The sequence below is a fragment of the Allocoprobacillus halotolerans genome, assembly GCF_024399475.1.
Lineage (GTDB): Bacteria > Bacillota_I > Bacilli_A > Erysipelotrichales > Coprobacillaceae > Allocoprobacillus > Allocoprobacillus halotolerans.
Window position 1 is genome coordinate 2,636,335 of record NZ_CP101620.1, and the last position, 22,365, is coordinate 2,658,699.

Sequence of the window (22,365 nt, forward strand, 5' to 3'; positions counted from 1 at the left end):
GCACGAACGCTCAAAACTGAACAGCTTTTCCTTTCACACTTCCCTGGCTAAGCTCTCGGTCTATTAGTATCATTCAGCTCAGCATGTCGCCATGCTTGCACCCATGACCTATCTACCTCCTCGTCTTGGAGGGACCTTCCTTCTTACGAATGGGAAGTCTCATCTTGGAGGGGCTTCACGCTTAGATGCCTTCAGCGTTTATCCCTTCCGGACTTGGCTACCCAGCTGTGCCACTGGCGTGACAACTGGTGCACCATCGGTCCGTCCACCCCGGTCCTCTCGTACTGAGGGCAGCTCTCCTCAAACTTCCTGCGCCCACGACAGATAGGGACCGAACTGTCTCACGACGTTCTGAACCCAGCTCGCGTACCGCTTTAATGGGCGAACAGCCCAACCCTTGGAACCGACTTCAGCTCCAGGATGCGATGAGCCGACATCGAGGTGCCAAACCTCCCCGTCGATGTGAACTCTTGGGGGAGATCAGCCTGTTATCCCCAGGGTAGCTTTTATCCGTTGAGCGACGGCCCTTCCATTCGGTGCCGCCGGATCACTAAGCCCGACTTTCGTCCCTGCTCGACTCGTCTGTCTCGCAGTCAAACACCCTTTTGCCTTTGCACTCTGCGCATGGTTTCCATCCATGCTGAGGGTATCTTTGGGCGCCTCCGTTACTCTTTGGGAGGCGGCCGCCCCAGTCAAACTGCCCACCTGACACTGTCCCGTCCTCAGCTCCATGAGGCCCGGTTAGAACTCCAATGCATCAAGGGTAGTATCCCAACGTCGGCTCCTCGAATACTGGCGTATCCGTCTCACTGCCTCCTACCTATCCTGTACATCATGCATCAGAGTCCAATATCAGGCTACAGTAAAGCTCCATGGGGTCTTTCCGTCTAGTCGCGGGTAACCTGCATCTTCACAGGTACTAAGACTTCACCGAGTCTACAGCCGAGACAGCGCCCAAATCGTTACGCCTTTCGTGCGGGTCAGAACTTACCTGACAAGGAATTTCGCTACCTTAGGACCGTTATAGTTACGGCCGCCGTTTACTGGGGCTTCGGTTCATGGCTTCGCTTGCGCTGACCACTCCCCTTAACCTTCCAGCACCGGGCAGGCGTCACCCCCTATACTTCGACTTGCGTCTTCGCAGAGAGCTGTGTTTTTGGTAAACAGTCGCTTGGGCCGTTTTACTGCGGCTCAGCTTTCACTGAGCACTCCTTCTCCCTAGGTTACGGAGTCATTTTGCAGAGTTCCTTGGCTATAGTTCTCTCGCTCACCTTAGGATTCTCTCCTTACCCATGTGTGTCCATTTTCGGTACGGGCAGAGTGCAGTTATGCTAGAAGCTTTTCTTGGAAGCCGGCTTTGGCATCTTCTGTACTTATCGCAATGTTCCATCCGCATCACGCCTTCGGGTTATGCCATCCGGATTTGCCTGGATGGCCCCTACCTCGCTTGCCCCAGCTTTTCCAGCAGCTGGTCAGCCTAGCCGTCTCCGTCACTCCCTCGCCTGCACTCCGGTACGGGACTCTCCACCCGTTGTCCATCGACTACGCCTTTCGGCCTCGCCTTAGGTCCCGACTTACCCAGAGCGGACGAACCTTCCTCTGGAAACCTTGGGTCTCCGGTGCGTGGGATTCTCACCCACGTGCCGCTACTCACACCGGCATTCTCTCTTCCACACGCTCCACGGCTCCTTCCGATGCCGCTTCATCGCTGTCTGGAACGCTCCCCTACCACTTACTTCCGTAAATCCATAGCTTCGGTATCATGCTTAGCCCCGGTAAATTTTCGGCGCAGAGTCATTCGACCAGTGAGCTGTTACGCACTCTTTCAAGGATGGCTGCTTCTGAGCCAACCTCCTGGTTGTCTGTACATCTCCACATCCTTTTCCACTTAGCATGCATTTGGGGACCTTAGCTGATGGTCTGGGCTGTTTCCCTCTTGACCATGGACCTTATCACCCATGGTCTGACTGCCGCGCATGTCCTCATGACATTCGGAGTTTGATTATGCTCAGTACCTCGAGATGAGGCCATCACATATTCAGTGCTCTACCTTCATGCGACTTCCTCGCGACGCTAGCCCTAAAGCTATTTCGGGGAGAACCAGCTATCTCCGGGTTCGTTTGGAATTTCACCCCTAGCCACAATTCATCCGCCAACGTTTCAACGGGGGTCGGTTCGGTCCTCCATCGGGTCTTACCCCGACTTCAACCTGATCATGGCTAGATCACCCGGTTTCGGGTCTATGACATGCAACTGTCGCCCTCTTCAGACTCGCTTTCGCTTCGGCTCCGCATCTCCTGCTTAACCTCGCTCCATATCATAACTCGCCGGCTCATTCTACAAAAGGCACGCCATCACCCCTTAACGGGCTCTGACTTCTTGTAAGCATATGGTTTCAGGTTCTCTTTCACTCCCTCCCGGGGTTCTTTTCACCTTTCCCTCACGGTACTGGTCCACTATCGCTCACCAGGGAGTATTTAGCCTTTCGAGATGGTCCTCGATCCTTCCGTCAGGATTCCTCGTGTCCCGACGTACTCAGGGCCTGCCTCGCCTCGCTCCACGACTTCGGATACGGGAGTTTCACCCTCTTCGCTGCGCCTTCCCCTGCGCTTCTCCTGTCATGTCACATTGGCTTTATCGGCACCCCTATAACCCCATCATCTGATGGTTTGGGCTCCTCGCTTTCGCTCGCCACTACTCACGGAATCGTTCTTACTTTCCTTTCCTGCAGGTACTGAGATGTTTCAGTTCCCTGCGTATCGCCTCGACTTCTGTCGATGTCATCCCCTTGGATGACGGGTTCCCCCATTCGGATATCAACGGGTCTTAGCATGCTTACTGCTCGCCGTCGCGTTTCGCCGTTTGCTGCGTCCTTCTTCGCCTCCTGGTGGCCAGGCATCCGCCATACGCTCTTCTTCGCTTAACCTAAAGTGTTCAAGTTCTCTTTCGTGCTTTCTTAGTTTGCAACTAGATGATTTCGACCTTCTTCTTTTCTTTCCTGATCTCTTTCATCTTTCGTTTCTTCGCTTTCTTTGTAGAAAGTTTGCTGTTCAGTTTTCAATGTTCCTGCCTTGAATGCATCTTTACAGATACACTCAAAACCAAACAGTATCCACATCTTCTCTCTTCTCCCTAGAAAGGAGGTGATCCATCCCCACGTTCCCGTAGGGATACCTTGTTACGACTTCACCCCAATCATCAGTCCCACCTTAGACAGCTCCCTCCTTGCGGTTGGGCCACCGGCTTCGGGTGTTACCAACTCTCATGGTGTGACAGGCGGTGTGTACAAGGCCCGAGAACGTATTCACCGCGACATGCTGATTCGCGATTACTAGCGATTCCAGCTTCGTGCAGTCGAGTTGCAGACTGCAGTCCGAACTGTGAACGGGTTTCTGGGTTTCGCTCCGCCTCGCGGCTTCGCTGCCCTCTGATCCGTCCATTGTAGCACGTGTGTAGCCCAGGTCATAAGGGGCATGATGATTTGACGTCATCCCCGCCTTCCTCCTCCTTGCAGAGGCAGTCTCGCCAGAGTCCCCAACCTAATGCTGGCAACTGGCAACAGGGGTTGCGCTCGTTGCGGGACTTAACCCAACATCTCACGACACGAGCTGACGACAACCATGCACCACCTGTGTCCGCCATGACTATCTCTCCATCTCTGGAGCCTTTGACGGCATGTCAAGACCTGGTAAGGTTCTTCGCGTTGCTTCGAATTAAACCACATGCTCCACCGCTTGTGCGGCCCCCGTCAATTCCTTTGAGTTTCATTCTTGCGAACGTACTACTCAGGCGAGTGCTTATTGCGTTAACTCCAGCACTGAGGTCTGACCCCCAACACTTAGCACTCATCGTTTACGGCGTGGACTACTAGGGTATCTAATCCTATTTGCTCCCCACGCTTTCGGGACTGAGCGTCAGCTGCACCCCAGACCGCCGCCTTCGCCACTGGTGTTCCTCCATATATCTACGCATTTCACCGCTACACATGGAATTCCGCGATCCTCTGATGCTCTCTAGCTGTGCGGTTTCCACGGCTTACCGAAGTTTAGCTCCGGTCTTTCACCGCAGACCTGCACTGCCGCCTGCTCCCTCTTTACGCCCAATGATTCCGGATAACGCTCGCCACCTACGTATTACCGCGGCTGCTGGCACGTAGTTAGCCGTGGCTTCCTCATGAAGTACCGTCACCTGCATGGCATTCCCTCCATCCAGCGTTCTTCCTTCATAACAGAAGTTTACATCACGAATGACTTCTTCCTTCACGCGACGTTGCTCGGTCAGGCTTTCGCCCATTGCCGAAAATTCCCTACTGCTGCCTCCCGTAGGAGTCTGGGCCGTGTCTCAGTCCCAGTGTGGCCGTCCACCCTCTCAGGCCGGCTACGCATCGTCGCCTTGGTGGGCCGCTGCCCCGCCAACTAGCTAATGCGTCATAAGCCCATCCCCGTGCTGTCCCGTGGGACATTTAACATCATGGTCATGCGACCTCGATGCCTATGCGGTCTTAGCTGCCGTTTCCAGCAGTTATCCCCCTCACAGGGGCAGGTTGCTTATGTCTTACTCACCCGTTCGCCACTCAGTGCTCTTGGCACTGCGTCCGACTTGCATGTATTAGGCACGCCGCCAGCGTTCATCCTGAGCCAGGATCAAACTCTCCATTGTCTCTATCTAAAGACAACTTCCTGTCTTCTTGACTCTTCTTTCTTTTCTTTATCTTCTATTGACGTGTTTACTGTTCAGTTTTCAATGTCCCTGTCGCCCTCTCTCGAGTGCCCATCTATAATACCATCTCTATCTCCCCTTTGCAAGTCTTTTTTTAATTTTTTTAAAAAAATTTTTTTCAAAGCATAAACTTATTGCATTTCACAATAAAAACAGTCAAGATATTTATTTACAAATTTCTTGACTATCTAAAAGGATTGTGACTGGACCATCATTAACAAGTGCAACTTTCATATCTGCACCAAAAATTCCTGTCTGTAAATGAACTCCATGTTCTCTAATCTTTTCATTAAAATAATCATAAAGCGGAATCGCCAAATCAGGTTTAGCTGCACTTATAAAGCTTGGACGTCTACCTTTTATACAATCTGCGTAAAGCGTAAATTGTGAAATAGATAAAATACTTCCATTGACATCTTGTAAAGATAAATTCATTTTTCCATTTTCATCTTCAAATACACGAAGTCCTATCACCTTGTCTACCATCTTATCAACGATTTCCTTTGTATCATCTGGGCAAAAACCCACCAAGACCATAAATCCTTTTTGAATACTTCCTTGCACACAACCATCTATCGTTACAGAACTTTCACTCACTCTTTGTACAACGACTTTCATAACTTTCACCTACCCATATTCTGATAAATTTGTTATAATCATTATATCAAATTTATGAAAAAAGGAAAGATTTTATGGCAACAACATTAGCACACCGTATGCGCCCAACATGTCTAAATGAAGTTCTTGGGCAAAAACATATTATTGGAGAAAATGCTTTATTCACCCAATTCGTTAAAAAGAAGCATCCCATGTCGACCATTCTTTATGGTCCCCCTGGATGTGGAAAAACTACTTTAGCTTCTGCTTTAGCCAATGATTTACATATACCTTATAGACTCTTCAATGCCTCTACTGGAAATAAAAAAGAAATGGACATCATTATCGAAGAGGCTAAAATGTCTGGGGAACTTTTTGTCATTATTGATGAAATACATCGTTTAAATAAAGATAAGCAAGATCACTTACTACCACATATAGAAAATGGTTTAATTATTATCGCTGGATGCACAACAGCTAATCCTTATCATTCTATCAATCCAGCCATTCGTTCACGCTGTCAAATCATTGAAGTCAAACCGTTAAATCAAGAGGATATTATCAAAGGACTCCATCTTGCCTTGAATTCTCCAAATGGGTTAAATAATGAATACCAAGTTGAAGAAGGTGTCTTCCAATATATTGCTCAATTAAGTAGTGGTGATATCCGCTATGCCTACAATTGTTTAGAAGTCGCATCTATTTTGGCTCAAGATTCACTGATTACACTCAATACTATCAAGCAATCCTTACCAAAAGCAAATGTGCAATTTGATAAAGACGAAGATCAATATTATGATACTTTAAGTGGATTACAAAAATCCATTCGTGGCAGTGATCCCAATGGAGCTATGTATTATTTAGGAAAATTGATTGAGGCTAATGACCTTGAATCATTAGAACGCCGTGTCATAACAACTGCCTATGAAGATATTGGTCTAGCAAATCCCAATGCCTGTATGCGAACAGTCATAGCTTTTCAAGCTGCAAAAACAATTGGTTTTCCAGAGGCACGTATTCCTATTGCTAGTGCCATTATCGATTTATGCTTATCACCTAAATCAAAATCATCAGAAACGGCGATTGATGCAGCATTAGAATCGTTGAAAACACATCCTTATCCTGCACCTTCTTATTTAAGATTAACTCCTGTAGGATTAGAAGAAGATGAAAGATACAATTACAATCGTCCTGAACTTTGGGAATATATTCAGTATCTTCCCGATGCCATTAAAAACGAACAATTTTATATTCCGTGGATGACAAGTTCCTATGAAAAAGCTCTAGCCGAAAATTACCGACGCATTCTTAAACACGGACGTACAAATCAAATGAAAAAGTTAAATCAAAAAAGTAAAAACATTTATTCTCGTTTCTAAAGAATAAATGTTTTTTGATTTATATATTAAGACATATATTTAGCCACAATACGATTCATCTCATCCCATTTCTCTTCCATGTCTGCAACAAGTTTAAACTGTGTACGACAACGATCAAGATTATGAGTAGGATATTGCGTTTTGAAATAAGTATCTCCTTGAAGATAGTCTGTTAAAAAACGCATTCCACATTCAAATGTCATCACTTTTGCACCAATTGGTAAAGCCTTGATTTCAGCCAATGATAATTGACCCTGACATCCTTCAATAAATCCCTTCGTATAGACTTCAAAAAGATGCATATCACATGAAATTTTAGATAAATCTTTTTCGTCTTCAGCCCCTGTACTTGCTCCAAAACGAATTGAATCACCAAAATCATTTACTGCTAACCCAGGCATAACTGTATCTAAATCGATAATACATAATCCCTGATGAGTTTTATCATCAATTAAAATATTATTGAGTTTTGTATCATTATGTGTCACACGTAATGGAAGTTCTTTAGATTCTTGCATATCTGTTAAAATATTAGCTACATCTTCTCTATGTAAAACAAATTGAATTTCTTCTTGAACATCTTTGGCACGTCCCATCACATCTTCTTTCACCGCTTTTTTAAATACTTCTAAGCGTGCTTTTGTATTATGAAAATCTGGAATTGTTTCATATAAACTTTCAGCTGGGAAATCACTTAATAAACTTTGAAACCTTCCAAAAGCCAATCCACTTTGATAAAAATCTTCATCCGTTTTGACTTCATCATAGCTTGTTGCTCCAACAATAAAATGATATCCTCGCCAATAATTGCCTTCACTATCTTGGCAATAAGGTTTCCCATTTTTATTTAAAATCACAGTCAATGTTTCACGTTCAGGATTACCACCATATTGAATAATCTTTTCTCTTAAAAAAGTTGTAACATTTAAAATATTCTCCATTAACTGCTCAGGATTTTTAAAAATACTGGTATTCATACGTTGTAATATAATGGGCACAACACCCATATGTTTAATTTTAAATTCAATCAAATAAGTATCATTAATATGTCCACTTCCATATGGTCGCATTTGAACAAGAGCCCCAGCAAAATCAAACTGCTCAATGACTTCATTTAAAAGTTTATCATTATTCATCACTCTCACCCCATAACTTTGATGTATAAATACCTTGCTGTTTCATATTTTCAATAGCCTTTTCAACAACAGGTTTATCTTCTTTATATGTCACACCATACCACTTTGCAGTTGTTTTCAAAACTTGAACTGTTGCTTTTTGATGGAGTAATAACTGACTAACAACACTTGGAATAAAATATTCACATTTTAATGGATTGTCTTTAACTTGTTCATCTAAAAACAATGGGAATCCTTTGATAATTTCTTCGATAATGCCTTGACTGAATCCCCAAAGGTTCATTGACACAATTGTTCCTTTGTTGAGGGCATGCCATTGTCCATTATCTTCATAAGCAATGCCATTTTGATTTCCTTTGATTTTTGTACGTTCAGTAATATCAACCAAATATCCTTGTTCATCAACTTCACAGATACCTCTTGCTACGGTTCCATTTTCAGTTAAAGTCTTTTCAATATGATAACCAACCATTGCTAAACGATAATACTTGTCATCTTGATGCGTAGATAAATAATCATAAATCATTTGAAAGGATTCTACCCCATAGTAATCATCAGCATTAATCACGGCAAAAGGACCATGAATCCATTGACGACAACAATAAATTGCATGAGCTGTTCCCCATGGTTTTTCACGACCTTGAGGAACACTATATCCCTCTGGTAAGTCATTTAATTCTTGAAAAGCATAATGAACAGTCATAATCTTTTCAATACGTTTACCAATGACTTCTTTAAAAATCTTTTCATTTTCTTTTTTAATGACGAAAACAACTGTTTCAAAACCAGCGCGCTTAGCATCAAAGAGTGAGAAATCAATGATGATATGCCCTTCTTTGTCAACAGGATCAATTTGTTTTAAACCACCATAACGACTCCCCATACCAGCAGCCATAATAATAAGAATTGGTTTTTCCATTGTCTCCCTCCTTTTAAATTTCAACCCAACGTAATTCCATTGGTTCAAGGTCTAATGTTTCCACTTTTTGTCCTTGGATATATAAATCAGTTGATAATGAATCTGTTGTATTATTAATAACAGCAATTTTTCCAACTTTTTCAAAGGCAGCAACTTCTGTATTGACATTGCTGACATAGAATTTTTTCATTTCACTTTCTTTACCAGCTGCCCAATAAATCGTACGAAGTAAAAGACGACAATTTTGTGGTGAATATGGTAAACCTGCTAAATAAACACTACGTCCTTTGCCATAAGTATTTGTCACAAGTTGAGCATAACCATGATATTGACTCAAAATTTGATAATTCTCACCATGGGCATAAATACCATCCATTCCTTCACCAAAATCAATTGTATCTTCAATATCTTCTAATAAGAAATGTTTAGAGTTCACTTCATTATATTTATCGTGACTTAAAGTAAAGCCAATTTCTTTATCAACACCTAAAACATCACTTAATTGGAAGAACTGTCCTTGATGTTGATAAGCTGTTGGATCTCCAACACCAATAAATCCTCCACCTTGGTCTACCCATTGTCTGACTCTTGTCACAACATCTTCATCAATCCAGTTTTGAGCTCCTGACCATGATGTATATTGTGCCCCAGCATTAATAACAACTTTATACTGATCTAAAGCACCATTTTTTACATCTTCAAAATTAATGAAATCAATATCAATAGGCATCCCACTTAAACATTCAATAATTCCAACATATGAATAGATTTCACGATACCATATCGCATGATGAACTTGATTATTCATCCAACGACGATTAGCACCCCAACAGTTTAAAATAGCAACTTTAAAAGGTGAAACATAGGCCTGTGTTCCTTGAATTGTTTCATGAATATCTCTAAATTCATCAATCACATGACGAATTGTATCAATAAATCCTGGCCATTCTAAAGCTAATTTTAAATATCCACCATAGCCAATACGATCTAATGGACTCCTTAAAATCGCACGACGAGCTTTTAACCAATTGGTATGTGCCTCTCCAATAGGATCGCCTCCTTCACAGAAAACATCTGGGAAGAAATAAGGAAGTAGACGTCCTTCTGTATATTTGACACCCTTGATATCAGAAATCATACGCATAGTTACCCCATCACCAACAGAACCAACCACTGCATCTAAACCAATTGTTTCAAAATATGGTCCATAAGGTTCTGTTCCAATCCAATGATCCCCTAAAAACATCATGGCTTCTTTACCATAGCTATGCACAATATCAACAAGTTCTTTAGCTAAGTGACAAACTTCCTGTTGTTGGAAATCAATAAAATCTTTAAATTCTTTGGATGGTACTCTAAAGAGTGAGTTATGATAGCCTTGATCAACAATAAATTCAGGACGGAATTTATAACCTGCCCATTTTTCAAATTTCCTTAAAATATATGGAGAAACACTGGCGCTGTAACCAAACCACTCAACAAATTTTTCTCTTTTTCGATCATCAAATGTCAAAGTAAATTGATGGAAAAAAGTTGTAAAACGAATCACATCAACATGTGGATGTTCTTCACAGAATTTTTTTAATTTTTCTTTAACATAAGCTTGAGTTTTAGGTTGACGCACATCATATGTTAATTGATGTGGTGCATCCTTCCAGTCATTCGTAATAAAATTATACATGTGTACTGGATCCCAAATTAAAAAGGCTAAAAAGCTAACTGTATAAACATGATAAGGCATTGTCTGAATTGTGACTGTTCCTTTTTCTTCACTATAATCCCATTTATCAACAGGTACAATATCTCCCGTTGTACGGTCAATAACTTCCCACCATTCTTTTGGATCATCAATAAAATTTGGTTTTAATTGTTCAGTATGAAAACCTTTCATCAATTCAATTGTTAATGATGTTTCTCTAGCAGTATAACGATCAGTTATTAAATATTCTTGTTGTATTTCTTCTGGATTAGCCAATGCCCATTCATTATCTTTTCGAGTTGTATAATAAGTTGCATAAACTTTTGCATCTAAATTCAATAATTCTTCTGGCATTTGTGTACCATCACAATCTCTAATTGCATCTGCTCCTAAACTTTCTTTGAGTGCTATTGTTTCATCAATAACATCTAAATCAGTAGGAAGCGTGAGTCTTCCATAATTTTTCATGATTCATTTTCTCCATTTTCTAATATATTTTGTTCATTATCAATATCAAAGAAATGTGCTTTATTCATAAGATACGTAAATGAACCTACATCTCCTGAACGAAGTTCTGTACTTCCAGGTACTTTTACAACAAATGGTTGTCCATCTTTTGTCATATGCACAAAGCTTTCTGCACCCATTAATTCCACAACATCAACTGGACTTTGGAAAGAAGATTCAGGATGTGACATGAAATAATGAGGATGCGTTGAAATATCTTCAGGACGAATACCCATTGTAATTGTTTTTCCAATATATCCTTTATCTTTTAAAATTTTAGCTTTTTCATCTGGTACTTCTAAAGTCATATCTGAAAGCTGAAGTTTGACTTTTCCTTCACTTTCAATAAGTTCACCATTTCTAAAGTTCATTTGTGGACTTCCAATAAATCCAGCCACAAATTTATTAATAGGATGTTCATACAAATATGTTGGTGGAGCAACTTGTTGAATACGTCCATCTTTCATAACAACAATTCGTGTTCCCATTGTCATGGCTTCTGTTTGATCATGTGTGACATAAATAAAAGTTGTTCCTAACTGTTGATAAATTTTCAAAATTTCTACACGCATCTGGACTCTTAACTTAGCATCCAAATTACTTAGAGGTTCATCCATTAAGAACACTTTTGGTTCACGAACAATTGCTCGTCCTAATGCCACACGTTGTCTTTGTCCTCCTGATAAGGCTTTAGGTTTACGATTCAAATATTCTTCAATATCGATTGCTTTTGCTACTGAACGAACACGACGATCAATTTCATCTTGAGGCACTTTGGCGATTTTCAATCCAAAAGCAATATTATCATAAACGCTCATATGAGGATATAAAGCATATGATTGGAAAACCATTGCTATATCACGATTTTTAGGTGCGACATCATTCATTAACTGGTCATCAATATATAATTCTCCAGCAGAAATTTCCTCTAATCCTGCAATCATTCTTAAAGTTGTTGACTTTCCACATCCTGAAGGTCCAACAAAAACAATAAATTCTTTATCAGCAATATCTAAATTAAAATCAAAAACGGCTTGTACTTGATTATCATATATTTTATCAATATGTTTTAAAGATAGTGTTGCCATATAATTCCTCCTACTTATATTTTCTATTATAGAGATATAACAAAACCAATAGTCCTGCCAACCCTACTAACTCCATTGCTAAACCGGCATAGCCAACTTGACTTTGTCCAAAGCAGACCAAACCAAATGAAACAATGAAAACAATCCCTGCAATAATATTTTTTGTCATTTGATTCATAATTTCACACTCCTAATCTTTCAAACCACCAAGTGTCATACCTTGAGTGAGTTTCTTTTGAACCATGATATATAAAATCAATGTTGGTAACATAACAATGACAAGCCCAGCATACAATTGACCATAATTGGCAGCTGCCATTTGTCCTTTTGATAATGTCACAAGACCTACCGGTAATGTCTTGGAAGCCCCTGGCATCAATGTCAAAGCAATAATATATTCATTCCAAAAAGCTAAGAAATTAAATAAAATAACAGTAATAATACTTGGTTTTGCCATTGGTGCCATGACTTTGACTAAAGTTTTAAAATAACCACAACCATCAATATAAGCTGCTTCTTCATAAGCCTTTGGTAAAGTTTTGAAATAGCCACTCAACAAATAAATTGTAAAAGGTAAAGCTGTTGACGCATAAACAATGGCTAAAACAACAATATTATCCAAGAAAAAGCTTTGACCAAAAATACTATAGAAAACATCATCCCAATCCAACAACATTAAGAAAATAGGCACAACAATATAGTTTACATTAATAAACAACCCTGCCATAAACAAAGTATTAATGATTTTTTTACCTTTAAAATCAAATCTTGCTAAAACATAAGATGCTGGCAAAGCAATAATAACAAGCAAAAATAATCCTAAAGCTGTTACAATCACTGAATTTAAGAAATATTCAGCCATTCTAGCTTTTTCAAAAGCATCAATAAAATTCTGAAAATAGAAACTCATTGGTAAAGTCCATGGACTTCCTTGAAATTCTTCGTTTGTTTTTAATGATGAAACAAACACCCATGCAACGGGTACGATAATAGAGATAGCTAAGGAAATCAAAGCAACATAAACGAATATTTTATATAATTTTTCTGTACTTAATTTTTTCATACGCAACCCCCTAGAACTCTAAATCATCACGTTCAGTAATCTTATTAATGACAGCACTTAATAAGAAAGAGAATAAGAATGTGATAGCCCCAATTGCCATTCCATATCCATAACTGGCATTATTATAAGCTTGATCATACAAATAGAATAGTAAAACACGACTCGCTCCATCAGGACCTCCTGTTGTCATGACTTGGACAAGTAAGAAACTTAAATTAATGGTACTAATAACAAAGAATGTCAATGTCGTACGAATATTTGTCCAGATTAATGGAAGTGTTATCGTAAAGAATTGTTTAACTTTACCGCATCCATCCAATTCTGCTGCCTCATAATAATGAGCAGGAATAGATGACATACTTGCCATATACATAACCATATAATAACCAATCGCTTGCCAAATCAAGGCAAAGGCAATGGAATACATAACAATTGACTGGTCGCCTAAAAACTGAACACCAATCCATCCTTCTTCATGAAATAAACTTAAAAAACTATTCAACAAACCATTTGTTGATGGATCATAAATAGCACTAAAAATGGCTCCAATAACAACAATTGATAATATATTAGGAATATAGAAAATAACTCTAAAGAAATTTTGTCCTTTGATTTTTTCTCTCACTAATATAGCAGCAAATAAAATGGCTAATGCCAACGTAAAGATTGTCACAATAACAATCACAAAAATTGTATTTTGAAAAGCACGAATGAAATTCATATCTTCAAACAAAATCAAAAAATTTTGAATACCTACAAAATCTTTAACATCAGAAAATCCACCCCATTTTAATGTTGACATCAAAAAGACATTAATTGTAGGATAGACCATAAAAACTGTAAAGAGAATAATAGCTGGAGCAAGACATAAAATGATAAAACGTCTCTTTTCTTTTGCCTTATTCATCAAATCCCTCCTATCAAAAGAGGCGGTGGGAACACCGCCTGCCAATTGTTTCATTTTTTTATTTATTTATCAGCGTTTGCATTTGCTTCAGCGATTTTAGCAACTGCATCAACAGATTCGTTATACCATTGATCAACTGTCTTATCACCACTCATAACAGAGTTTACAGATCCAAATAAGATACCAGTTTCACCAGTTAGAACAACACCTTCAACAGCTTCTGCAGCCATAAATGTTGCACTGTTTGTTTTCACACCATTTTTAGAAAGTGTATACATAAAACGATCAGATTCTGCGATTTTTTCTTCGCATCCTGTAATAGGAATTAAATATCCAGCTTTATAAACTTCTTTGTCAGCTGTTGAATTTTCTTCATCTTTAGCACCATACTGATAGAATAAGTCAGCTGCTTCATCACTATAACAGTAAGCTAAGAATTGTAAAGCTAATTCTTTATTTTCAGCTTTTTCAGGAACATACATTTGTTCAACAAAGTTTGTAGAATAACAATCACCACCAGGTTTAGCTGCTGGAATACCCATCATACCCCATTCAAAACCTTCAGGAGTTGTCGCACTCATTTCACCAGGTAACCAAGTTCCATTAGGAATAAATAATGCTTTTCCATCAATAACAGCTTGTTGGTTCTTTGTAAAGTTATCACCATTAGCATTAGCAACTGTCGTTGGTAATGTATAATCTTTTAATTTTCCAACAATTTCAAATGCTTCTTTCACTTCTGGAAGTTTCCATGCCTCAACATCATAAGCGATTAATTTTGCATAAACTTCAGGTCCAGCAGTTGCATTTAATAATGAAGTAAAGAAAGCGTCAAAGTATCCAGCAGTTGGATAAGTGAATAATGAAATACCTTCAGCTTTCGCTTTTTCACCTAATTCAAACATTCCATCCCAATCAGTTGGTACTTCCCAACCTTTTTCTTTAAATAATCCAGCATTGTAGAATAAACCACATGGTGCATTGTTTAAAGGTGCCAAACGTAAAGTTCCATCTCCATAAGGATCAGCAGTTGCCCCTTCAAAGAATGAAGTTAAGACTTTATCTTTGACTTTCACATCTTCACCAGGAATTGTTTCATCTAATAAAGCCGAAATATCAGCAATCTGTTTTTCTTTAATAAGTGTATCAGTTAAACCACCAACACCACCAACTGTTAAATAAATAACATCAGGAACATCTTTTCCAGAAGTCATTTTTGGTCTTAAGACATCACTGATTTTTTTATCAAAAGTATATTCTACTTTTGCACCAGTTTTTTCTTCGAATTTCTTAATAACTTCTTCCCAACCTTTTGTTCCATAACCACCATCTAATCCAGCGATTTTTAAAGTTTTGTTCTCACTGCCTGATGTGCTATTATCATTGCCACCGCAACCAGTCATTAATGTTGCACACATCAACAATGAAAGTCCTAAAGATAACACTTTTTTTATTTTCATATGTTATTTTCCTCCTCCATGATATCTTTCTAATAACAATATATCTAAATGTAAGCGTTTTATCTATATTGAAATTGTTTATTTTTTTATATATCTTGTTATTTTGTGTAAAAAAGGTATAATGAAGATAGAAAGTATCAGGAGGAAGGTCTATGAGCAGCAATCGTATTAATATTATTGATGATAAATTCTTTGATCATAAATCACAATTAATATATGTTTCTTATTCAAAATATGGCAAAGATTGGAAATCTTTAAAACATTTACACCCTTTTACAGAAATCTTTTACGTTCTCAATGGAAAAGGAAAATTTACAGTTGAAAATGAGACTTTTCCAATTAAAACTAATGATTTAATTGTTGTTTTTCCTCATGTCTACCACCATGAAAACTCACAAGAAAACGAACCTTTAGAATATGTTGTCTTAGGTGTTGAAGATTTAATTTTTCAAATGGATCATATCAATCCATATTATCTCTATCAGAATTTTGATAAAGATAACAGTGATGTCCTTTATTATTTTTCTCATCTTCTTTCAGAAAGTAAAACCAAAGATATTGGATATGATACGGTCTGCCAAAAACTATTAGAATTACTGATTTTAAAAATCATTAGAAAAATCAATGTTCAACTTCAATCCCAACAACCATCTTCACCAATTAGACGTGAAATTAAAATGATATGTCATTATATTGATCAAAACTATGCCAATAATATCACTCTTGAATCACTTGCTCAATCTATGAAAATGAACAAATATTATATGGCTCATGAATTTAAAAAGCACATGCATATTTCCCCCATTCAATATCTCATTGAAAGACGCATCAAAGAATGTCAATCATTATTAAAAACATCCAGTCTTTCCATATCAGAAATCTCTGAAGCTGTTGGTTTTTCATCACAATCTTACTTTGCACAAATATTTAAGAAAACAATTGGCATGACACCTTTACAATACCGTCAAAATAATATCCATGAAAAAGCCCCTGCACATATTCAAGAAAAATTTATTATTCAGGCAAAATAAAAAATGGATTGGCTAATCAATCCATTTTTTATCTTTTAAATCAGCTATAACATTTTTAACCGTCTGATCAAAATTATCTAAATTCACATCATACCAGTTAACAGAAAATTGATTACGAAACCACGTATATTGCCTTTTAGCATATTGACGTGAATGTTTTTTGATATTATCATCAACTTCATCACGACCAATTAAACCTTCAAAATAATCAAACCATTCTTTATAACCAATTGCTTTCATACTCTGATGTTTTCTTGTTAATCCTGTTTGATAGAGTTTCTTCACTTCTTCTTCTAAACCAAGTTGCATCATTTGATCAACACGTTGATTGATTCTTTGATACAACAGTACACGTTCCATTGTTAAACCAATAAAGTAAGCATCATATAAGCAAATATGTTCCTGACTATCAACAATATCACTTTTTCTTTGTCCTGTCTGTTCATAGATTTCAATGGCTCTTAAAACACGTTGACGATTATGAGGATGAAGTTCTTTAGCACTTTTTTCATCAATAGATTGAAGATATTGATATAATTCTTCATGACTGTAATGCTGATATTTTTGACGAAAGGCTTCATGATTATCCTCTGTTTCATTAAACGTATAATCATATAAAGCCCCTTTGATATAAAGTCCAGTTCCCCCAACAATAATTGGCATTTTTCCTCTTTTGACAATATCATCAATGGTTTGTCTTACCTGACTTTGGAAATCTTTGACACTATATGAGTCATATGGTTCAAGCATATCTATACAATGATGCACAACTCCCTGCATTTCTTCTTGTGTTACTTTTGCCGTTCCAATATCCATGCCTTTATAAATTTGCATCGAATCCCCACTAATGACTTCACCATTAAAATGTTTGGCTAACGCAATGCCCATTCTTGTTTTTCCAACACCCGTCGGACCAACAACAACTATGACTTTAATCATTAATCTTACCAATTCCAAGCAAACTATATAAAATAGAAATTACAATGGACATTAAGATTGTTAAACCAAAAGAAGGGATATAGAAATCAGGAGCCAAAATCATTTCAGCAATTTCTAAAACAAAGCCATTAATGACCAATTGAAATAATCCCAGTGACATAAACGTAATAGGAAAAGCAATAAAACTTAATATTGGTTTGACAAAAGTGTTTAATAAAGCCAAAACAATTGCAATCAAACAAGCAACACCAAAATCTTTGACATAGACTTCAGGAAAAAATAGGTTGTTAACATGATTACTGCACCACCTAAAATAAACTCTAAAATCAACTGAAAAATTCCTTTTCGCATTAAACCACCCTCTTAAATAATTTTTCTAATTCATAATCACTATAAAAAATAATCGTTGGTCTGCCATGAGGACAAACATAAGGATTATCACAACGCATTAAATTATCAAAAATAGTTTGCATATCATCCTGTGAAAGATATGTATTAGCTTTTAAAGAAGCCTTACAGCTTAATGTCGCAATCGCATGATCTTGTAAAGCCACAACATCCAAATGGTTTTTATGTAAAACTTCTTGAATCATTGTATCAACAAAAATATTTTCATCTATTTTTTTCATCCATAAAGGTAAACTTCTCACAATATAACCATGCTGTCCAAATACTTCCAAATGGATGCCAACTTGTTCTAAAAGTTTTTTCTTTCTTCCAAAATCAAAAACTCACTCATTGGATATTCGAATTGTAAAGGCACAAGCAGTGGCTGCATTGTTAAATCAAGATGAGCAAATTTATCTTTATAGTATTCATAATTAATACGTTCTTGAGCCGCATGTTGATCAACGAGATACATTCCTTTTTCATTTTCGCCAATCAAATAAGTGCCATGAATCTGTACTTTGGCATAGATTTTTTCTTTTAATGGTTTTCTTTGTTCTTGAATCGGCTGTGTTACTGATTCGATATTCTCTTGTTTTTTATCATCATGATTTTGATATGTGAATACGGGTTCTTGAATGATTTTTTCTTGAATGTCAACTGTTTTTTCTTCAACAGGTAAAACTGGAATTACAGGTTCTTCAATGGTAAAACTCATTTGATCAAGCTGTGGTTTAAAGACTTCCCTTTCGGTTTCTTTGTTTTTAGCCTGATATGTTAAATTCACTTGTTTTAAAGTATCACTAACACCATTATATATTAAATCTCGCAGTTCGTATTCTTTAGAAAAACGGACTTCCAGTTTTGATGGATGAACATTGACATCAACCAGATAAGGATCCACTTCAATATTCACCACAGTAATAGGATAACGATTATCTGCCAAGTAAGGGCGATAAGCAGTATTGATGGCATCAATACTCATCACATTTTTAACATAACGATGATTGACTAAAGTAATAATATTAGCTTTTGAAGCACGTGATGTATCAATCTTGCTGATATAGCCATCAATCGTAAATTCATCAGTCTGCAAATGAAGAGGCAACATATTTTTTGCTGTTGCAATTCCGTACATATTAGCAATAACCTCTAGTAACTGTCCCTTCCCATTGGTTTGAAAAATCAGTTTATCATTATGATAAAGATGAAAAGCAATATGTGGAAAAGCCAATGCCATACGTTCAACATATTGATGAATCGCAGCAAATTCACTATTGACTGATTTTAAATATTTTAAACGTGCTGGGACATTTTGAAAAAGACGTGTAATGGTGATTTGCGTTCCCTGTGGTAAATCACAGACACTTTCACTTTGATATTTACCAAATTCATAAACAATCGAAAAACCTTGTGAACCCGTTGAAGTTCTTAAATCAAAACGACTGACTGAAGCAATCGAAGGAATGGCTTCTCCACGAAAGCCAAGTGTCATAATATTAAACAAGTCCTGATCATCTTTAATTTTACTTGTCGCATGTCTAGAAAAACATAAACGTGCATCCACCGGTTCCATACCTTCGCCATTATCACATACTTTAATTTTTTGCATCCCACCATCTTCAATAAAAACATCTATTTTTGAAGCCTTGGCATCAATACTGTTTTCAACCAATTCCTTGACAACACTGGAAGGTCTTTCCACCACTTCACCAGCAGCAATCTTATTAGAAAGAATATCATCTAACTGTCTGATTTTTCCCATCATCTCACCACCTTATAATAATTTTTTTAATTCAATCAGTGTACTCAAAGCATCTAACGGAGAAAGTGCCATTGGATCAATATGCGCTAAAGCTTTTTCAACTGCACTTTCTTTAACAATCATTTGTGGTTCTTGTTTTTCACTAATCACTTTTTCAATATTATTATCTTCTAATGATTCTAAAATCACTTGTGAACGCTGAATGACTTCATCTGGTAATTTTGCAAGCTGAGCGACATTGATTCCATAAGAACGATGACTTCTACCTGGTTTAATCTTGTAAAGGAAGACAATATGATCATCTTCAATAGAAGCACTGGCATGAACATTTTGAATATGGAAAGAATCATCCATCATTGTAAGTTCATGATAATGTGTTGAAAACAATGTGATACATTGAATGGAAGATGCTATATATTCAATAATAGATTGAGCAATCGCCATTCCATCAAAAGTTGCTGTTCCTCGCCCAATTTCATCAAAAATAATCAATGAATCTTTTGTCGCATAACGCAAAGCATTATTTGCTTCAAGCATTTCTACCATAAAAGTAGATTGACCTGAAATCAAATCATCACTAGCACCAATGCGTGTAAATATCTGATCAAAAACAGGCATGTTGGCTTCATCTGCAGGTACAAAAGAACCAATCTGTGCCATAATAACACTTAAAGCCATTTGACGCATATAAGTTGATTTTCCACCCATATTTGGACCAGTAATTAGTAAAATCGACTGATCTTCAGGAATATGAATATCATTAGGTACATAATTTTGACGAGATATCACTTGTTCAATAACCGCATGACGACCATTAACAATATCTAAAGTATGATTTTGATTAAATACAGGTCGCACATACCCATTATTGCTGGCTTTAGAGGCGAGTGACTGATAAACATCAATCTGGGCAATCACTGCCGCCACATCTTGAATCAAATGGACATCTTTTTTCATATATTCACGCAATTGAACAAAAATTTCATATTCTAAAGCGACAATCTTATCATTGGCACTTAAAATCTTAGCTTCCATTTCTTTTAATTCAGGCGTCACAAATCGTTCAGCATTAGAAATACTCTGTTTACGTGTATATTCAAATTCATCCTTAATCATTGATAAATAACTCTTTGTCACTTCAATATAATATCCAAAAACACGATTATATCCAATTTTTAAACCTTTAATGCCTGTTCTTTCTCTTTCCTTTGCCTCAAATTCACTCAACCACTGTTTCCCATTTTCACGAATATATCTTAACTCATCTAATTCTTGATTATACCCCTCTTGAATCAATCCACCTTCTTTAACTGTAAGTGGTGGATTATCAATAATGGCTGTATCTATAGCTTGTGTTAAATGAGATAAATCAATCAACTGATCAGCCAATTCATTAGTATAAGATGTATTCAACGATAATAACTGATGCTTTAATTCTGGAATAACTTTTAAAGAAGAAGCAATCCATTTTAAGTCACGGGCATTGACATTTCCAAAAGCAATACGTCCTGCTAATTTTTCTAAATCATAAATATCATTAATAATATCTTTAATTATTTCTCTTTCAATAAAATTATCAATAAAGATTTCAATAATATCCATACGTTTTTCAATCTTTTCTTGATTTACTAATGGTCTTTCAATCCATTGTCTTAATAAACGACCACCCATTGCTGATTTGGTATCATCTAATAGCCATTGTAAAGTTCCATAATTTTCATTATTTAAATTCTTTGTTAATTCTAAAGATTTCTTTGTATATGAATCCATATAAATATAATCTTCTGTCTTCACTTCTTGAATCTTTTGAATATGTTCCAACTCTCTTTTTGGGTATCCAACATATAATTTAATAATAATGAACAAACTTTAATTTGTTTTAAATCCGTTACAGATTCAAAAATCTTTTTATATTTTTCATTAAAATGATCATTTTCAAAACGTGAAATAAACAAATCATCCATTGACCAATCTTGTGAAACAACAATTTCCTTTAAGCCTAGTGAATCAATATAATTTTTCAAAATATGCTCTTTTTTATCAATATTCACAACAAAGAATTCTCCTGTTGAAATATCACAATAAGCTAAAGTATAGTTAAAATCAAAGATGCCTAAAGCACCAATATAATTATTACGCTTTTCATTCAATGATGTATCCATAATTGTTCCAGGAGTAATAATCTGAACGACTCCACGTTTTACAATTCCTTTTTTACCTGGTTCAGATAATTGTTCAACAATCGCAACTTTATGTCCTAAATCAATTAATTTTTGAATATATCCACTGACCGAATGAAATGGCACGCCACACATAGGCACACGTTCTTTCACACCTGCATTTTTTCCTGTCAAAGCTAAATCCAATGCCTTTGAAACAACAATGGCATCATCAAAAAACATTTCATAAAAATCACCTAAACGAAACATCACTATAGCATCCTGATTTTGTTCTTTAATCTCTAAATATTGCATCATCATTGGTGAGTATTTTTGCTTCATGATATTCCTCCTTTATAACTTTAACATTATAGCATATTTTGTAAAATAAAGAAAAGATTTCGATATGAAAAAAGATGCAAAAAGCATCTTCTCACACTAACTCTTAATAAAATGCGGATTAATTTCAATATCCTCTAAATCATCCCATATTTCTTCTTCATCTTTTACTTCGACCTTAATACATGTTTCTCCACTAATTTCGATTTGCATTTCTTTTTCAATCTCTACAGTGACATCTTTTCCATTGTGTGATGCTGATAAACATTTT

14 protein-coding genes, 2 rRNA genes and 3 pseudogenes are annotated in these 22,365 nt (G+C 37.1%); 2 read left to right on the forward strand and 17 right to left on the reverse strand.

Translation table 11 applies throughout. From position 1 onward, the window contains the following. Positions 1-43: 43 nt before the first annotated feature. The 4 genes from NMU03_RS15590 to dtd all read right to left on the reverse strand — a co-directional run bounded on the left by NMU03_RS15590 (position 44) and on the right by dtd (position 5,337). A 23S ribosomal RNA gene (locus tag NMU03_RS15590) occupies positions 44-2,926 on the reverse strand. A gap of 30 nt (positions 2,927-2,956) precedes the next feature. After that, complete coding sequence (locus NMU03_RS15595) at positions 2,957-3,118, reverse strand: hypothetical protein (protein WP_290137913.1); 162 nt, start codon at positions 3,116-3,118, stop codon at positions 2,957-2,959. Between the two features lie 18 nt (positions 3,119-3,136). Further along, positions 3,137-4,659 (reverse strand): 16S ribosomal RNA (locus NMU03_RS15600). The 16S and 23S rRNA genes sit together here, the layout of an rRNA operon. Before the next feature lie 225 nt (positions 4,660-4,884). Then, positions 4,885-5,337, reverse strand: coding sequence for a D-aminoacyl-tRNA deacylase (dtd, locus tag NMU03_RS15605; RefSeq protein ID WP_290139708.1), 453 nt, complete (start codon positions 5,335-5,337; stop codon positions 4,885-4,887). A 74-nt stretch (positions 5,338-5,411) separates the two neighbouring features. Between dtd and NMU03_RS15610 the strand changes: the two genes are divergently transcribed. Beyond that, complete coding sequence (locus NMU03_RS15610; RefSeq protein WP_290139710.1) at positions 5,412-6,695, forward strand: replication-associated recombination protein A; 1,284 nt, start codon at positions 5,412-5,414, stop codon at positions 6,693-6,695. A gap of 26 nt (positions 6,696-6,721) precedes the next feature. Here the strand turns inward: NMU03_RS15610 and NMU03_RS15615 are convergent, their stop codons facing one another. The 8 genes from NMU03_RS15615 to NMU03_RS15650 form a co-directional block, all read right to left on the reverse strand. Then, entirely contained in the window at positions 6,722-7,831 is a 1,110-nt protein-coding gene (locus NMU03_RS15615) for a phosphotransferase enzyme family protein (RefSeq protein ID WP_290139712.1), read from the reverse strand. Continuing rightward, positions 7,824-8,750, reverse strand: a complete 927-nt coding sequence (locus NMU03_RS15620; protein WP_290139713.1) for a nucleotidyltransferase family protein — start codon at positions 8,748-8,750, stop codon at positions 7,824-7,826. Before NMU03_RS15620 ends, NMU03_RS15615 begins: the two co-directional genes overlap by 8 nt. 13 nt (positions 8,751-8,763) lie before the next feature. After that, positions 8,764-10,917: a 1,3-beta-galactosyl-N-acetylhexosamine phosphorylase gene (gene gnpA / locus NMU03_RS15625; protein WP_290139715.1), complete on the reverse strand. Its 2,154-nt coding sequence runs from the start codon at positions 10,915-10,917 to the stop codon at positions 8,764-8,766. After that, the gene (locus NMU03_RS15630; protein ID WP_290139716.1) at positions 10,914-12,044 is read right to left on the reverse strand and encodes an ABC transporter ATP-binding protein; all 1,131 of its coding nucleotides are present in this window, start codon (positions 12,042-12,044) and stop codon (positions 10,914-10,916) included. The genes gnpA and NMU03_RS15630 overlap by 4 nt, the downstream gene beginning before the upstream one ends. A 10-nt stretch (positions 12,045-12,054) precedes the next feature. Beyond that, the gene (locus NMU03_RS15635; protein WP_290139718.1) at positions 12,055-12,222 is read right to left on the reverse strand and encodes a DUF6903 family protein; all 168 of its coding nucleotides are present in this window, start codon (positions 12,220-12,222) and stop codon (positions 12,055-12,057) included. Between the two features lie 12 nt (positions 12,223-12,234). Then, positions 12,235-13,107, reverse strand: a complete 873-nt coding sequence (locus tag NMU03_RS15640; protein ID WP_290139719.1) for a carbohydrate ABC transporter permease — start codon at positions 13,105-13,107, stop codon at positions 12,235-12,237. Positions 13,108-13,117: 10 nt separating this feature from the next. Next, positions 13,118-14,014, reverse strand: a complete 897-nt coding sequence (locus tag NMU03_RS15645) for a carbohydrate ABC transporter permease (RefSeq protein WP_290139721.1) — start codon at positions 14,012-14,014, stop codon at positions 13,118-13,120. 62 nt (positions 14,015-14,076) lie between these two features. Next, positions 14,077-15,474, reverse strand: a complete 1,398-nt coding sequence (locus NMU03_RS15650; RefSeq protein ID WP_290139722.1) for a carbohydrate ABC transporter substrate-binding protein — start codon at positions 15,472-15,474, stop codon at positions 14,077-14,079. A 152-nt stretch (positions 15,475-15,626) separates the two neighbouring features. Between NMU03_RS15650 and NMU03_RS15655 the strand changes: the two genes are divergently transcribed. After that, positions 15,627-16,505: a helix-turn-helix transcriptional regulator gene (locus NMU03_RS15655; RefSeq protein ID WP_290139724.1), complete on the forward strand. Its 879-nt coding sequence runs from the start codon at positions 15,627-15,629 to the stop codon at positions 16,503-16,505. A 12-nt stretch (positions 16,506-16,517) separates the two neighbouring features. On the opposite strand, the gene miaA is transcribed toward NMU03_RS15655, so the two are convergent. The 5 genes and pseudogenes from miaA to NMU03_RS18275 form a co-directional block, all read right to left on the reverse strand. After that, positions 16,518-17,444, reverse strand: coding sequence for a tRNA (adenosine(37)-N6)-dimethylallyltransferase MiaA (gene miaA, locus NMU03_RS15660; RefSeq protein WP_290139726.1), 927 nt, complete (start codon positions 17,442-17,444; stop codon positions 16,518-16,520). Beyond that, positions 17,437-17,682 carry a phage holin family protein gene (locus NMU03_RS15665; protein ID WP_290139728.1) on the reverse strand — a complete coding sequence of 82 codons (246 nt, stop codon included), beginning with the start codon at positions 17,680-17,682 and terminating at the stop codon, positions 17,437-17,439. The genes miaA and NMU03_RS15665 overlap by 8 nt, the downstream gene beginning before the upstream one ends. A gap of 112 nt (positions 17,683-17,794) precedes the next feature. After that, positions 17,795-19,599: pseudogene (mutL, locus tag NMU03_RS15675) on the reverse strand (DNA mismatch repair endonuclease MutL). Between the two features lie 9 nt (positions 19,600-19,608). Then, positions 19,609-22,097, reverse strand: a pseudogene (gene mutS, locus NMU03_RS15680) (DNA mismatch repair protein MutS). 96 nt (positions 22,098-22,193) lie between these two features. Further along, a pseudogene (locus NMU03_RS18275) lies at positions 22,194-22,358 on the reverse strand (outer spore coat protein CotE); the annotation flags it as partial. Positions 22,359-22,365: the final 7 nt, after the last annotated feature.